This window comes from Streptomyces sp. NPDC037410 (assembly GCF_055602235.1).
The window spans coordinates 42,213-54,639 of sequence record NZ_JBVJWR010000013.1; the positions used below are offsets into that span (position 1 = coordinate 42,213).

At 70.8% G+C, this 12,427-nt stretch carries 13 protein-coding genes; 6 read left to right on the forward strand and 7 right to left on the reverse strand.

Annotated elements, in window-relative coordinates; all coding sequences use genetic code 11:
* Window positions 1-174 precede the first annotated feature (174 nt).
* From ACZ7HT_RS22140 to ACZ7HT_RS22150, 3 genes are read left to right on the forward strand one after another with little or no spacing between them, the layout of a single operon-like run.
* Window positions 175-1,197: a carbohydrate ABC transporter permease gene (locus tag ACZ7HT_RS22140; RefSeq protein ID WP_471168408.1), complete on the forward strand. Its 1,023-nt coding sequence runs from the start codon at window positions 175-177 to the stop codon at window positions 1,195-1,197.
* Window positions 1,198-1,229: 32 nt separating this feature from the next.
* Complete coding sequence (locus ACZ7HT_RS22145) at window positions 1,230-2,066, forward strand: carbohydrate ABC transporter permease (protein WP_471168822.1); 837 nt, start codon at window positions 1,230-1,232, stop codon at window positions 2,064-2,066.
* Window positions 2,067-2,075: 9 nt separating this feature from the next.
* Window positions 2,076-3,602 carry a glycoside hydrolase family 3 protein gene (locus tag ACZ7HT_RS22150; protein WP_471168411.1) on the forward strand — a complete coding sequence of 509 codons (1,527 nt, stop codon included), beginning with the start codon at window positions 2,076-2,078 and terminating at the stop codon, window positions 3,600-3,602.
* 105 nt (window positions 3,603-3,707) lie between these two features.
* Here ACZ7HT_RS22150 and nagB read toward each other — a convergent pair whose 3' ends face one another.
* Together nagB and ACZ7HT_RS22160 are read right to left on the reverse strand one after the other, a co-directional pair.
* Window positions 3,708-4,493 (reverse strand): glucosamine-6-phosphate deaminase, encoded by a 786-nt coding sequence (gene nagB / locus ACZ7HT_RS22155; protein ID WP_471168414.1) that lies wholly within the window; start codon window positions 4,491-4,493, stop codon window positions 3,708-3,710.
* A gap of 330 nt (window positions 4,494-4,823) precedes the next feature.
* A complete protein-coding gene (locus ACZ7HT_RS22160; RefSeq protein ID WP_471168417.1) occupies window positions 4,824-5,588 on the reverse strand; it encodes an SDR family oxidoreductase in 765 nt (254 codons plus the stop codon).
* An 83-nt stretch (window positions 5,589-5,671) separates the two neighbouring features.
* Between ACZ7HT_RS22160 and ACZ7HT_RS22165 the strand changes: the two genes are divergently transcribed.
* On the forward strand, window positions 5,672-6,268 hold the full coding sequence (locus ACZ7HT_RS22165) for a TetR/AcrR family transcriptional regulator (RefSeq protein WP_471168420.1): 597 nt from the start codon (window positions 5,672-5,674) through the stop codon (window positions 6,266-6,268).
* A gap of 385 nt (window positions 6,269-6,653) precedes the next feature.
* On the forward strand, window positions 6,654-8,120 hold the full coding sequence (locus tag ACZ7HT_RS22170) for a sensor histidine kinase (RefSeq protein WP_471168824.1): 1,467 nt from the start codon (window positions 6,654-6,656) through the stop codon (window positions 8,118-8,120).
* A 149-nt stretch (window positions 8,121-8,269) separates the two neighbouring features.
* On the opposite strand, the gene ACZ7HT_RS22175 is transcribed toward ACZ7HT_RS22170, so the two are convergent.
* Together ACZ7HT_RS22175 and ACZ7HT_RS22180 are read right to left on the reverse strand one after the other, a co-directional pair.
* Window positions 8,270-8,527 (reverse strand): WhiB family transcriptional regulator, encoded by a 258-nt coding sequence (locus ACZ7HT_RS22175; protein ID WP_003953983.1) that lies wholly within the window; start codon window positions 8,525-8,527, stop codon window positions 8,270-8,272.
* 317 nt (window positions 8,528-8,844) lie between these two features.
* Complete coding sequence (locus ACZ7HT_RS22180) at window positions 8,845-9,813, reverse strand: diacylglycerol/lipid kinase family protein (RefSeq protein ID WP_116158909.1); 969 nt, start codon at window positions 9,811-9,813, stop codon at window positions 8,845-8,847.
* Between the two features lie 243 nt (window positions 9,814-10,056).
* Between ACZ7HT_RS22180 and ACZ7HT_RS22185 the strand changes: the two genes are divergently transcribed.
* On the forward strand, window positions 10,057-10,473 hold the full coding sequence (locus ACZ7HT_RS22185) for a hypothetical protein (RefSeq protein WP_471168423.1): 417 nt from the start codon (window positions 10,057-10,059) through the stop codon (window positions 10,471-10,473).
* A gap of 1 nt (window position 10,474) precedes the next feature.
* Here ACZ7HT_RS22185 and ACZ7HT_RS22190 read toward each other — a convergent pair whose 3' ends face one another.
* The 3 genes from ACZ7HT_RS22190 to ACZ7HT_RS22200 form a co-directional block, all read right to left on the reverse strand.
* Window positions 10,475-11,428, reverse strand: coding sequence for an RNA polymerase sigma factor SigF (locus ACZ7HT_RS22190; RefSeq protein ID WP_471168425.1), 954 nt, complete (start codon window positions 11,426-11,428; stop codon window positions 10,475-10,477).
* 77 nt (window positions 11,429-11,505) lie between these two features.
* A complete protein-coding gene (locus tag ACZ7HT_RS22195; RefSeq protein WP_019889334.1) occupies window positions 11,506-11,919 on the reverse strand; it encodes an ATP-binding protein in 414 nt (137 codons plus the stop codon).
* Window positions 11,920-12,137: 218 nt separating this feature from the next.
* On the reverse strand, window positions 12,138-12,398 hold the full coding sequence (locus ACZ7HT_RS22200) for a UBP-type zinc finger domain-containing protein (protein WP_471168428.1): 261 nt from the start codon (window positions 12,396-12,398) through the stop codon (window positions 12,138-12,140).
* Window positions 12,399-12,427 lie beyond the last annotated feature (29 nt).

The following is a 12,427-nucleotide window of genomic DNA, read 5'->3' on the forward strand; positions in this document are numbered from 1 at the left end:
GAAGCCCACAACAATCCCCACCCCCCCCCCCCCCCCCCCCTCCCCCCCCCCCCCCCCCCCCCCCCCCCCCCCCCCCCCACCGGCGCGTTGCAGCGATGCAGTGATCAGCGGCCCGCTCCCCCCGGGCCGTGCCCCGGTGGGCGCGGGAGCCCCAGAACCGCGAGGAATAAGACCATGACCGTGGACTCCCAGGGGACGGCGACCGCCGGTCCCCAGGACGCGCCCGGGAGGGCGGCAGGGAAGTCTCAGACTCCGCCACCCTCTTCGGGCCCGAAGGAAGTCCTTCAGCCTCCACGCGGCAGACGCTCCCTGCCCAGCGGGGTGCTGCCGTACCTGCTCGTCGCGCCGGCCCTGCTGTCCATGGCGGTGCTGCTGCTCTACCCGCTGATCCGCAATGTGATCCTCTCCTTCCAGCAGGTCAACCGGAAGGAGTTCATCACCCGCGAGACGGTCTGGACCGGCTTCGACAACTACACGGACCTCCTCGGCGACGGGGACTTCTGGACCGTCGTCGTCCGAAGCGTCGTCTTCACCGCCGTCAACGTCGCGCTGATCATGGCGATCGGCACGGCCATCGGCCTGCTGCTCAACCGCCTCGGCAAGAAGATGCGACTGGTCCTCTCGCTGGCCCTGATGTTCGCCTGGGCCATGCCGATCGTCGCCTCCGTCACGGTCTTCCGCTGGCTCTTCGACGAGCAGTTCGGCGTCGTCAACTGGCTGATGCGCACGCTGGGCTTCTCCGGCTACGACCAGCACAACTGGTTCGAGACCGGCTTCTCCACCCTGGTCATCGTCCTGATCCTGCTCGTCTGGGGCTCCGTCCCCTTCGTCGCCCTCAACATGTACGCCGGCCTGACCACCATCGGCTCCGAGCTGTACGAGGCCGCGAAGATGGACGGCGCGAGCGGCTGGCGCACCTTCTGGGCCGTGGTCTTCCCGAACCTCCGGTCCTTCTTCATGATCACGACGTTCCTGGAGATCATCTGGATCTTCAAGGCGTTCGCCCAGGTCTACGCCATGAACCTCGGCGGTCCCGACCGCGGCTCCGAGACCCTCCCGGTCTTCGCCTACATCGAGGGCGTCGGCCAGTTCCACTACGGCGTCGCCGCCGCCATCTCCATCCTGACGATCGTGATGCTCATCGCGGTCATGTCCTTCTACTTCCGCCTGATCCTGAAGGACGAGGAGGAGCTGTGAGCGCCGCCACCACCACCCCGACTCCGCAGAAGCTGCGCACCCGCAAGCCGCTCACGGTCGGTGCGGTCGCCAAGAACCTCGGCGCCCTCGTGATCGCCGTCGTGTTCGTCTTCCCGGTCTACTGGATGTTCTCGTCCTCGCTGAAGCCGCAGCACGAGATCATGACCAAGGACCCGGTCTTCGTCTTCACCCCGACGTTCGAGAACTACAAGACCGCGACCGGCGTCGACCTCTTCTGGACGTACGTCACCAACAGCCTCACGGTCACCATCGGCGCCGTCCTGCTCGCCCTGGTCGTCGCCCTCGCCGCGAGCTTCGCGATCGCCCGCCTCAGGTTCAAGGGGCGCAAGGGCATCGTCCTCATCGTGATGATGGCGCAGATGGCCCCCTGGGAGGTCATGGTCATCGCGATGTACATGATCTCCCGCGAGAACGACCTGCTGAACAGCATCCCCATGCTGACGCTCATCTACTTCGTCATGGTCCTCCCCTTCACGATCTGGACCCTGCGCGGCTTCATCGCCGCCGTCCCGGTCGAACTGGAGGAGGCCGCCCAGATCGACGGCTGCACCCGGGGCCAGGCCTTCCGCAAGGTGATCTTCCCGCTGCTCGCGCCCGGCCTGATGTCGACCTCGCTCTTCGGCTTCATCACCGCCTGGAACGAGTTCGCCATGATCCTCATGCTGAACAAGGAGAAGGAGTCGCAGACCCTGACGCTCTGGCTGACCCAGTTCCAGACCGCGTTCGGCAGCGACTGGGGCGCCACCATGGCCGCCTCCACGCTCTTCGCCCTCCCCGTGCTCATCGTCTTCCTGTTCCTCCAGCGCAAGGCCGTCGGCGGCATGACCGCCGGCGCGGTGAAGGGATAACGGACCCCCATGACCACACTCGTACACGGCTCGGACACCCTGACCCGTGACGCGCTCACGGTCCTCCAGCCGGGCTTCGTCGGCACCACCGCCCCCGACTGGCTGCTCCGCCGCATCGGCGAGGGCCTGTCCTCGGTCGGCCTGTTCGGCCGGAACATCGTCAGCCCCGAGCAGCTGGCCGCCCTCACCGCGCAGCTGCGCGCCGAGCGGGACGACGTCCTCGTCGCCATCGACGAGGAGGGCGGGGACGTCACCCGCCTGGAGGTCAAGCAGGGTTCGTCCTTCCCCGGCAACTACGCGCTCGGCAGCGTCGACGACGTCGAGCTCACCCGGGCCGTGGCCCGCGAGCTCGGTCGCCGGCTCGTGCAGTGCGGCGTCGACCTGAACTGGGCGCCCTCCGCGGACGTCAACTCCAACGCCGAGAACCCCGTCATCGGCGTCCGCTCCTTCGGCCCCGACCCGGACCTCGTCGCCCGGCACACCGTGGCGTACGTCGACGGCCTCCAGGGCGTCGGGGTCGCGGCCTGCACGAAGCACTTCCCCGGACACGGCGACACGAACGTGGATTCCCACGACGCGCTGCCCCGGATCGATGTGGACCTCGCCACACTGCACGCCCGTGAGCTGGTACCTTTCCGCGCGGCCGTCGCCGCGGGTACCAAAGCGGTCATGAGCGCGCATATTCTGCTCTCCGCGCTCGACCCCCACCGTCCGGCCACCCTGAGCCCGCAGATCCTCACCGGTCTGCTCCGCCAGGAGCTGGGCTTCGAGGGGCTGATCGTCACCGACGGCATGGAGATGCAGGCCGTCGCGGCGACGTACGGCATCGAGCGCGGATCCGTCCTCGCCATCGCCGCGGGCGCCGACGCCATCTGCGTCGGCGGCGGGCTGTGCGACGAGGACACCGTGCTGCAACTGCGCGACGCGCTGGTGAACGCGGTACGGACCGGTGAACTGCCCGAGGAGCGGCTGGCCGACGCCGCGGCGCGCGTGCGCGCCCTGGCGGCCTGGACCCAGGCGCACCGGGCCAGGGGGGCTGGATCGGTGCCGGGCGCGGCAGTGCAGGAGGGGACCGCGCCCGGCACCGACATCGGACTCGTGGCCGCCCGCCGGGCCCTCAAGGTGACCCGCGGGGAGCACCACCCCCACACGCCGATGACCGACGCCCCCTACGTGGCCTCCTTCACCCCGGTCGCGAACTTCGCGGTCGGCGACGAGACGCCCTGGGGCATCGCGGCCGAGCTGGAGCGCCTGCTCCCCGGCACCGAGACCGGCTCGTACGACGAGCCGTCCGTGGACGCCGTCCTGGCCGCCGCGGGGGAGCGGCGCATCGTCGCGGTCGTACGGGACGCCCACCGGCACCCGTGGATGATCCAGGCCCTCGACGGCCTCCTCGCGGCCCGCCCCGACACCGTCGTGGTCGAGATGGGCCTCAACGAGGCGGAGCCCCGCGGGGCCCTGCACATCGCCACGCACGGTGCGGCCCGGGTCTGCGGCCGCGCGGCGGCGGAGGCCGTGGTCGGCACCGGCGCCTGACGGGACGGGGGGCGAAGGGGGCCCGGCACCTGGAGGTGGATTCCAGGTGCCGGGCCCCTTCGCGCGCGTCCGCCGTACGTATCTCTACGTACCTCTACGGACCCCTTAGATGCCCTGCCAGGAGGGCTTGTTCGCGAAGGTGTGGCGGAAGTAGTCCGCGAGCTTCAGCTTGGAGGCGGCCGCCTCGTCCACGACCACCGTGGCGTGCGGGTGCAGCTGGAGCGCGGAGGCTGGCACGAGCGCCGCCACCGGGCCCTCGACGGTCTGCGCCACGGCCTCCGCCTTGCCCTCGCCGGTGGCGAGCAGCACCAGGTGGCGGGCCTCCAGGATGGTGCCGATGCCCTGGGTGATGACGTGGTGCGGCACCTGCTCTATGTCGTTGTCGAAGAAGCGAGCGTTGTCCACGCGGGTCTGTTCGGTGAGCGTCTTGATGCGGGTGCGGGAGGCGAGCGAGGAGCACGGCTCGTTGAAGCCGATGTGTCCGTCGGTGCCGATGCCGAGGATCTGCAGGTCCACGCCACCGGCCTCGGCCAGCGCCCTGTCGTAGGCCTCGCAGGCCGCCAGGACGTCCTCGGCGGAGCCGTCGGGGCCCATGAAGGCCTCGGGGGAGAGGCCGAGCGGCTCGACGACCTGGCGGAGCACGGTGGAGCGGTACGACTCCGGGTGGCCGGTGGGCAGGCCGACGTACTCGTCCAGCTGGGCGATCCGCGCCCGGGAGGCGTCCACGGCGCCGGCGGAGACCTGGGCGACAAGGGCGTCGTAGATCGGGATCGGGGTCGAGCCCGTGGCCACGCCGAGCAGCGCGTCGGGCTTGCGGCGCAGGAGGTCGGCGATGCCGTCCGCGATGAGTTCGCCGCCGGCCTTGGCGTCCTTGACGATGACAACTTCCACGCTGTGCCTGCCGATCTGGTGAGGGGCTGCTGAAAGGACCGTGTGGTATAGACCAATCTAAGTCCAAATCTAGCAGAGGGGAGGCCTTCCCCTCATGCCGTTCCGCCCCGCGGACGGCACCGCCTCCATCGTCGACCGCCCCCGCCCCACCAGCCACTCGAACCCCACCCGACCCCCCTGGTCGGACCGGTCGGGCCCCCGCACCGGACCGCCCCGGGCGCCTCGGGTCAGGTCGGTCTGGACCCCCGCGCCGGACCGCCCCGGGCACCTCGGGTCGGGCCGGTCTGGCCTCCCCTGCGCCCCGCGCCGGACCCCCCGGGTGCCGTGGTCTCAGGCCAGTGAGCCTCCCGTCGCGTCGATCCAGTCGCCCGTCACCCAGCGCGCTTCGTCGGAGGCCAGGAAGGCCACCACGTCCGCTATCTCCGGCGGCGTCCCGACCGCGCCCAGCGCCGACATCGCCGCCGCCCCGGCCCAAGCCTCCTCGTTCCCCCGCAGCCACCCCGCGTTGATGTCCGTGTCCACGATCCCCGGCGCCACCGCGTTGACCGTGATCCCGCGCGGACCGAGCACCTTCGACAGATAGCGCGTGAAGACGTCGAGCGCGCCCTTCGACATCGCGTACGCCATCAGGTCCGGCATGGCCGCCGCCCTGCTCAGGCCCGTCGAGATGTTGATGATCCGGCCGCCGTCCCGCAGCCGCTCCGCCCCCAGCTGCGCCAGGAAGAACGGCGCCTTCGTGTTCACCGCGAAGATCCGGTCGTACTCCTCGTCACCGATCGTCGCGAACGGCTGTGACGCCCCGATCCCCGCGTTGTTCACCAGGATGTCCAGGCCGTCCGCGTGGGCGTCGAAGGCGTGCCACAGCGCCGCCGCGTCCCCCGGCACCCCCAGCTCCTGCCCCATCGTGAAGGCCGAGCCGCCGGCCGCCTCGATCGCGGCGACCGTGTCCTTCGCCGCCGCCTCGTTCGTCCCGTAGTGCACCGCGACCCGCGCGCCCTCGCGGCCGAGCCGCTCGGCGATCCCGCGTCCGACGCCCCGGCTCCCGCCCGTGACCAGTGCCGTCTTCCCGGCCAGCCTTCCGTCGAGCACGCCCATGGCGACGCCCCCCTCTTTCTGTAGCGGTCGTTACGTAAAGACCGTACCCCAAGATTCATAGCGAGCGCTATAGAATTCACCCCATGGTGACGAGACAGCGCGGCCGCCCCCGCTCCTTCGACCGGCTCACGGCCCTGGAGCAGGCGACGATGGCCTTCTGGGAGCACGGCTACGAGACGACCTCCGTCTCCGACCTCACCCGCGTCATGGGCATCAGCGCGCCCAGCCTCTACGCGGCCTTCGGTGACAAGAAGACGCTGTTCGAAGAGGTCGTCGAGGCGTACGCGCTCGGTTACGGGGCCTACGGCAGCCGGGCCTTCGCCGAGGAGCCGACCGCCCGCGCCGCCCTGGGGCGCATGCTGCGCGAGGCCGCCGTGCTCTTCACCGAGCCCGGCCATCCGCACGGCTGCCTGATGATCTCGGCCGCCGTGAACTGCTCGACCCCGGAGGTCGAGGAGGCCCTGCGCGTCCGGCGCAACGACAATCTGGCCGCGTTCGAGAACCGCATCCACCAGGACGTGGAGGCGGGCGAGCTCCCGTCGGACACCGACCCGCACGCGTTGGCCCGGCTGACCGGCGCCGTCCTCCAGGGCATGTCCTTGCAGGCCCGCGACGGGGCGACGGCCGAGGAGCTGGCGGCGGTGGCGGATGCGGCGATGCGGGCCTGGCCCGCGGCTTGAGGCGGGGAGACCGAGAGGAAGCCGAGCCGAAAGCCCTGAAGCACTCGCGGGCCGAAAGGGCCCTGAAGCACCCGCGGGCCGCGGCGCCCGGCGGGACCCTCAGCCCGCCCGGCACCGCAGCCCGGAGTCGCCCGGCCGGGGGTGTGCGGTCCCTCGGCCGTGTGGGAGGTCTCGGCGCAGTCAGGGCAGAGAGCGCCGGGTACCTCGTTCCATCCTCCTGTGCGGGGAGGATGGAGGCTCTATGTTTTTCATTGTGGACTAGACCATTCTTGTCTGTCCATCCACAGGAACGCGGTGTTTCCCGGCCCATCCTCCAACACGCAGCCCCGGACATCCAGGTTCACGGCCGCTGTAATTCCGCAGGTACGCTCGCACCGTGCCCTCCATGAACGACCTCGTCCGCCAGCACACCGCCCTGAGCGACTCCGACCTCGAGTGGCTCCATCTGCTGGTGTCGGAGTGGCAGCTGCTCTCCGACCTCTCCTTCGCCGACCTCGTGCTCTGGGTCCCGACCCTCGACGGCACGCGGTACGTCTCCGTGGCCCAGATGCGGCCCAACACCGGCCCCACCTCCTACCAGGACGACATGGTCGGCCATCTGGTCCCGCGCGGCCGCCGTCCGCTGCTCGACGCCGCCCTCGACGAGGGCCGGATCGTCCGCGAGGGCGACCCCGAGTGGCGCGAGGAGGTCCCGGTCCGGGTCGAGTCCATCCCCGTGCGCCGCGAGGGCCGCGTCCTCGGCGTCATCGCCAGGAACACCAACCTGCTGACCGTCCGCACCCCCTCCCGCCTGGAGCTCACCTATCTCCAGTCGGCCTCCGACCTCGCGCAGATGATCGCTGCCGGAACGTTCCCCTTCTCCGGTGAGCAGGTCGACATGGACTCCTCGCCGCGCGCCGGCGACGGTCTCGTCCGCCTCGACGCCGAGGGCGTCGTCCAGTACGCCTCGCCGAACGCGCTCTCCGCGTACCACCGGCTCGGTCTCGCCGCCGACCTGGTCGGCCAGGACCTCGGTCAGATCACCGCCGAACTCGCCCCCTCCCGGGGGCCGGTGGACGAAGCCCTGGTCAAGCTGGCCTCCGGCTACGCGCCGCGCGAGTTCGAAGTCGAGGGCAACGGCGGGGTGATCCAGCTGCGGGCGATCCCGCTCAAGCCCAAGGGCACCCGGATCGGTTCGCTCGTCCTGCTCCGGGACGTCACCGAACTGCGCCGCCGCGAGCGCGAGTTGATCACCAAGGACGCCACCATCCGGGAGATCCACCACCGGGTGAAGAACAACCTCCAGACGGTGGCCGCCCTGCTCCGTCTCCAGGCCCGCAGGATGGACTCCGACCGGGGCCGCGAGGCCCTCAACGAGGCCGTGCGACGCGTCGGTTCGATCGCGATCGTCCATGAGACGCTGTCCCAGAACCTGGACGAGCGCGTCCAGTTCGACGAGATCGCCGACCGGGTCATCGCGATGGTCGCCGAGATCTCCCCGGGCAAGGTCAGCTGCCGGCGCAACGGCCGCTTCGGCATCCTCGACGCCGAGGTCGCCACCCCGCTCTCCATGGTCCTCACCGAGATCCTGCAGAACGCGCTCGAACACGCCTTCGCGCAGGGGGAGCAGGGCACGGTCGAGGTCAGTGCCGTCCGCGGCGAGAGCCGGACGGACGCCCGGCTCCTGATCACGGTCCAGGACGACGGCCGCGGCCTGCCCGAGGGCTTCGACCCGCAGCGGGCCGGCAACCTCGGCCTGCAGATCGTACGGACGCTGGTGGAAGGGGAGTTGGGAGGTTCCTTCGACATGCTGCCGGGCGCCGGGCGCGGCACGAAGGTGGTCCTCGACATCCCCGTGCAGTCGCAGAAGTAGTCGTACGCGCGCGTGCACAGCAGCGAGCCCCGGACCGAAGGGAATCGGTCCGGGGCTCGAATGCTGTGGGTTACTCTGCGTGCTGCGGCTCGAGCGCGGTGATTGCGTACGCGGTGTACGCGCCGCGCGCCTCAGGCTGTGCAGGTGGCTCAGGCGCTGGCGTTACGCGCCCGGTTGCGAGCGGCACGGCGCTTCATCGCGCGGCGCTCGTCCTCGCTGAGGCCACCCCAGACGCCGGAGTCCTGGCCGGACTCGAGCGCCCACTGCAGGCACTGCTCCATGACGGGGCAGCGGCGGCAGACGGCCTTGGCTTCCTCGATCTGCAGCAGCGCAGGACCGGTGTTGCCGATGGGGAAGAACAGCTCGGGGTCTTCCTCACGACAAACGGCGTTGTGACGCCAGTCCATGGCTGCTACCTCTCTCAGTGTTTCGTGCGAGTTGCTTGTGAATGTGAACGCTTTCACGAATCCCCCCGCAAGGGAAGGGCCGACTGCCAGGAGAACTGGTGTGGTCCTTGTGCTGAGGAGGGGTTCTGGCTCTCAGTGGAGGCCGGTCTTGCGGGCCGTCCCGATCGCCAAGAAGAGACTCCCAAACCCCAGCAACGGATACAACCCCTTCCGGAAAGTTTTTTTTGATTCCTCGGTGTCGGCTAGGTCACAGCCGTACTTCTAAGGGGTGGATGCGCGCCTAAACGTTCGAGTGAAAGGACTTTGGGCCCTTCCACTCACACAATCACACGCAGTGCACGGCGTACGCCTGTGAACGTCACGCTCGTACGCAGTCCGAGGTGGTCTCCGTCCATCTGCAGGGGGAGGGGAACCTTCGAATGCAAGGTGAAGTCGGTCAGGTCGTGCAGAGACACGGCATGCTTGCCGCGCGGACCCCGCTCCGGGGTCGAGGTGAGCAGCTGGGTGGCGTACCGGGCCACCGCCGGAGTGGAGAGCCGGCGCAGCCCGAGCACGTCGAGCGCCGTCTCGAAGGACGCCTCCGGGGACGCGTACACCGGACGATTGCCCAGGTAGGTCCAGGGGGAGGTGTTGCAGATTATGGAGAGGACCAGGTCCTCGACCGGCTCCGCGCCCGGGCGCTCCAGGGTGATCGTGCCGTGCCGGCGGTTCGGCTCCTCCAGGAACTGGCGCACCACCTGACGCAGATAGAGGGCGTGGGTCGATCTCTTCCCGCGCTCGCGCTGCTGTTCGACCCGGCCGATGACGCTCGCGTCGAAGCCGAGTCCGGCACAGAAGGTGAACCAGCGTTCGGGTACGGACTCGTCCTCGGTGCCGGGCGTCCCGGACGCGAGCCCGAGGCTCACCGTCCGTGTCCGCCGCTCACGCAGCGCGTCGAGCAGGGCGCCGGTCGCCTCCACGGCGTCGTTCGGCAGTCCGAGGGCGCGGGCGAAGACGTTGGTCGAGCCGCCGGGGACGACGGCGAGGCTCGGGAGCCGGTCCGGATCGGGGCCGCCGTGCAGCAGTCCGTTGACGACCTCGTTCACCGTGCCGTCCCCGCCGAGGGCCACTACCAGGTCGATGTTCCCGGCCTCGGCGGCCCGCCGGCCCAGGTCGCGCGCGTGCCCGCGGTACTCGGTGGTGACGGCCTCCAGCTTCATCTCGCTGGCCAGCGCGTGGATGAGCACGTCACGGGTGCGGGCACTGGTGGTGGTGGCTGCCGGGTTGACCACGAGAAGTGCGCGCATGAGCGCCAGCGTACCTACCCGGCGGTACCGGGCCCAGTCCAGGCCCGACGGGCGGACACGCCGGGCTGACTCGTACCCGGTGGTGGTCCGGCATCGGGGCAGGCGGCTGACTCGTACCCGGTGGTGGTCCGGCATCGGGGCAGGCGGCTGGCCCGTACCCGGTGGTGGTCCGGCATCGGGCCGGACGGCCGGCCCGTACCCGGTGCCCCCGGGGCACCAGGCGGCCCGGTTACCCTGCCCTCTATGAGCAGTGCGGAGCAGACCCCCCGGCCCACCCGTCTCGCCGCCGCGGCGGCCGTCGCCGGGATCGAGGCCCTCGGTCTTGTCGCCGGTGGTGTGTACATGGCGGTGAACGCCCTGACCGGGACGGCCGGCGACCTCACCGGTGCCGTCATGGGCGCGGTCACGCTCGTCGCCCTCGGTCTGATCCCGCTCGTGGCCGCGCGCGGCCTGTGGCTGCGCCGCTCCTGGAGCCGGGGCCCGGCCGTCATCACCCAGATCCTGGCCCTGCCCGTCGCCTGGCAGATGCTCCAGGCGAACAGCGCGATGATCCCCGTCGGCATCGCCCTGGGCGTCCTCGCCGTGACCGGGCTCGTCCTCCTCGTGAACCCGGCCACGACCGAGGCGCTCGGCATCCGGCGCCCCGGCCAGGAGGCCTGACCTACTCCTCCACCAGGAGCTTCTCCCGCAGCTGGGCGAGCGTCCGGGCGAGCAGCCGGGAGACGTGCATCTGGGAGATGCCCACCTCCTGCGCGATCTGCGACTGGGTCATGTTCCCGAAGAAGCGAAGCAGCAGGATCCGCTTCTCCCGCGGCGGCAGGTCCTCCAGGAGCGGCTTGAGCGACTCGCGGTACTCGACCCCCTCCAGGGCCTCGTCCTCCGCGCCCAGCGTGTCCGCCACCGCCGGCGACTCGTCGTCCGTGTCCGGGACGTCCAGGGAGAGCGTCGAGTAGGCGTTGGCCGATTCCAGACCCTCCAGGACCTCCTCCTCGGAGATCCCGAGCCGCTCCGCCAGCTCGTGCACCGTCGGCGAGCGGCCGTGCTGCTGCGAGAGCTCGGCCGTCGCCGTGGTGAGCGAGAGCCGCAGCTCCTGGAGGCGGCGCGGCACCCGGACCGCCCACCCCTTGTCACGGAAGTGGCGCTTGATCTCGCCGACGACCGTCGGCGTCGCGTACGTGGAGAACTCCACCCCGCGCTCCGGGTCGAACCGGTCGACCGACTTGATCAGGCCGATCGTCGCCACCTGGGTCAGGTCGTCCAGAGGCTCGCCGCGGTTGCGGAAGCGCCGCGCCAGGTGCTCCACGAGCGGCAGGTGCATCCGTACCAGACGGTTGCGCAGCTCCGCCTTCTCCCGGGAGCCCTCGGGAAGCTCGCGCAGCTCGATGAAGAGGGCGCGGGCGCCGCTCCGGTCGTGCGGGTCCGGGAGGGCGTCGTCCTCGTCGCCGTCCTCGGCCTTGTCCGAAGCGCCGGTCGGCGTCGCCCCGGCCTCGGCCTCGTCCGAAGCCCCGGTCGGCGTCGCCCCGGCCTCGTCAGGGATCCGCGGCCCGGGAGCCGCGGGGGCCTCGGAGGCCCCCGCTGTCCCGGGAACCTCGGGGTGCTGCTCGTGCTCGCTCATCTGGTCCGCCTGCTCCGTAGCGACCCTGTTCGGCCGCGCCTGCTGCTCAGGGATGCCGGCCGTCGCGTCCCCGCTCCTCACGCCGGGCCTGGCCCCGCGCCGCGCTGTTTGTACAGGCTGATCGAGACCGTACGGTCATCGGCGACCGACGACTCCACCTTTCCGGCCAGCGCCGACAGCACGGTCCACGCGAAGGTGTCCCGCTCCGGCGCCCTGCCGTCCGTCGTCGGGGCGGAGACCGTCACGTCGAGGGAGTCGTCGACCAGCCGGAAGACACAGCTGAGGACGGACCCCGGAACGGCCTGCTGGAGCAGGATGGCGCAGGCCTCGTCGACCGCGATCCGCAAGTCCTCGATCTCGTCGAGGGTGAAGTCCAAGCGCGCCGCGAGACCGGCCGTGGCCGTACGCAGCACGGACAGATAGGCACCCGCAGCGGGCAGCCGGACTTCCACGAAGTCCTGGGTCCCGGGCTCGCCTGCGATCTGGGACACCCTCACCTCCAAGGTGGCACAAGCTCATTCGGGGCTCGGGGGGAAAGCCCCCGAACCGGGCGGTACGCAGGGAGCCTGCGCGGTCCGCCGTGACGCTATCGCGATCCATCCTGCCGTGTCGCCGTGAGCCCCGGAGACAGAGGCTTCCTCGCCCCATCCCCAGTGCCCCCCGGCCCCGGCGGCCGCGGAGACCCGCGGAGGGTTGACGTACCCAGCCGTCAGACGATCGAACCGTCGACGAAGCACCAACGCCAGGCCTCGCCCGGCTCGAAGGTCCGCATCACCGGATGCCCGGTCGTGGAGAAGTGCCCCGTCGCGTGCCGCCCCGGCGAGGAGTCGCAGCAGCCCACGTGCCCGCAGCCCAGGCAGAGCCGCAGCTGGACCGGGTGCGTGCCGTCCGCCCGGCATTCGAGGCAGGTCTCGGCCAGCGGCTCCGGCTCCGGGCGCGGGATTTCGGCTACGTGCGGGCACTCGCTCATGATGGCCAGGTTACGTTGCGGCACGGGAC

What these genes read in the sequence shown, in the direction of transcription:
- ACZ7HT_RS22140 (WP_471168408.1), top strand. Translation starts at nt 175, where the DNA reads ATGACCGTGGACTCCCAGGGGACGGCGACCGCCGGTCCCCAGGACGCG.
- ACZ7HT_RS22150 (WP_471168411.1), top strand. Translation starts at nt 2,076, where the DNA reads ATGACCACACTCGTACACGGCTCGGACACCCTGACCCGTGACGCGCTC.
- ACZ7HT_RS22160 (WP_471168417.1), bottom strand. Translation starts at nt 5,588, where the DNA reads ATGGGCGTGCTCGACGGAAGGCTGGCCGGGAAGACGGCACTGGTCACG.
- ACZ7HT_RS22165 (WP_471168420.1), top strand. Translation starts at nt 5,672, where the DNA reads ATGGTGACGAGACAGCGCGGCCGCCCCCGCTCCTTCGACCGGCTCACG.
- ACZ7HT_RS22170 (WP_471168824.1), top strand. Translation starts at nt 6,654, where the DNA reads ATGAACGACCTCGTCCGCCAGCACACCGCCCTGAGCGACTCCGACCTC.
- ACZ7HT_RS22175 (WP_003953983.1), bottom strand. Translation starts at nt 8,527, where the DNA reads ATGGACTGGCGTCACAACGCCGTTTGTCGTGAGGAAGACCCCGAGCTG.
- ACZ7HT_RS22180 (WP_116158909.1), bottom strand. Translation starts at nt 9,813, where the DNA reads ATGCGCGCACTTCTCGTGGTCAACCCGGCAGCCACCACCACCAGTGCC.
- ACZ7HT_RS22185 (WP_471168423.1), top strand. Translation starts at nt 10,057, where the DNA reads ATGAGCAGTGCGGAGCAGACCCCCCGGCCCACCCGTCTCGCCGCCGCG.
- ACZ7HT_RS22190 (WP_471168425.1), bottom strand. Translation starts at nt 11,428, where the DNA reads ATGAGCGAGCACGAGCAGCACCCCGAGGTTCCCGGGACAGCGGGGGCC.
- ACZ7HT_RS22200 (WP_471168428.1), bottom strand. Translation starts at nt 12,398, where the DNA reads ATGAGCGAGTGCCCGCACGTAGCCGAAATCCCGCGCCCGGAGCCGGAG.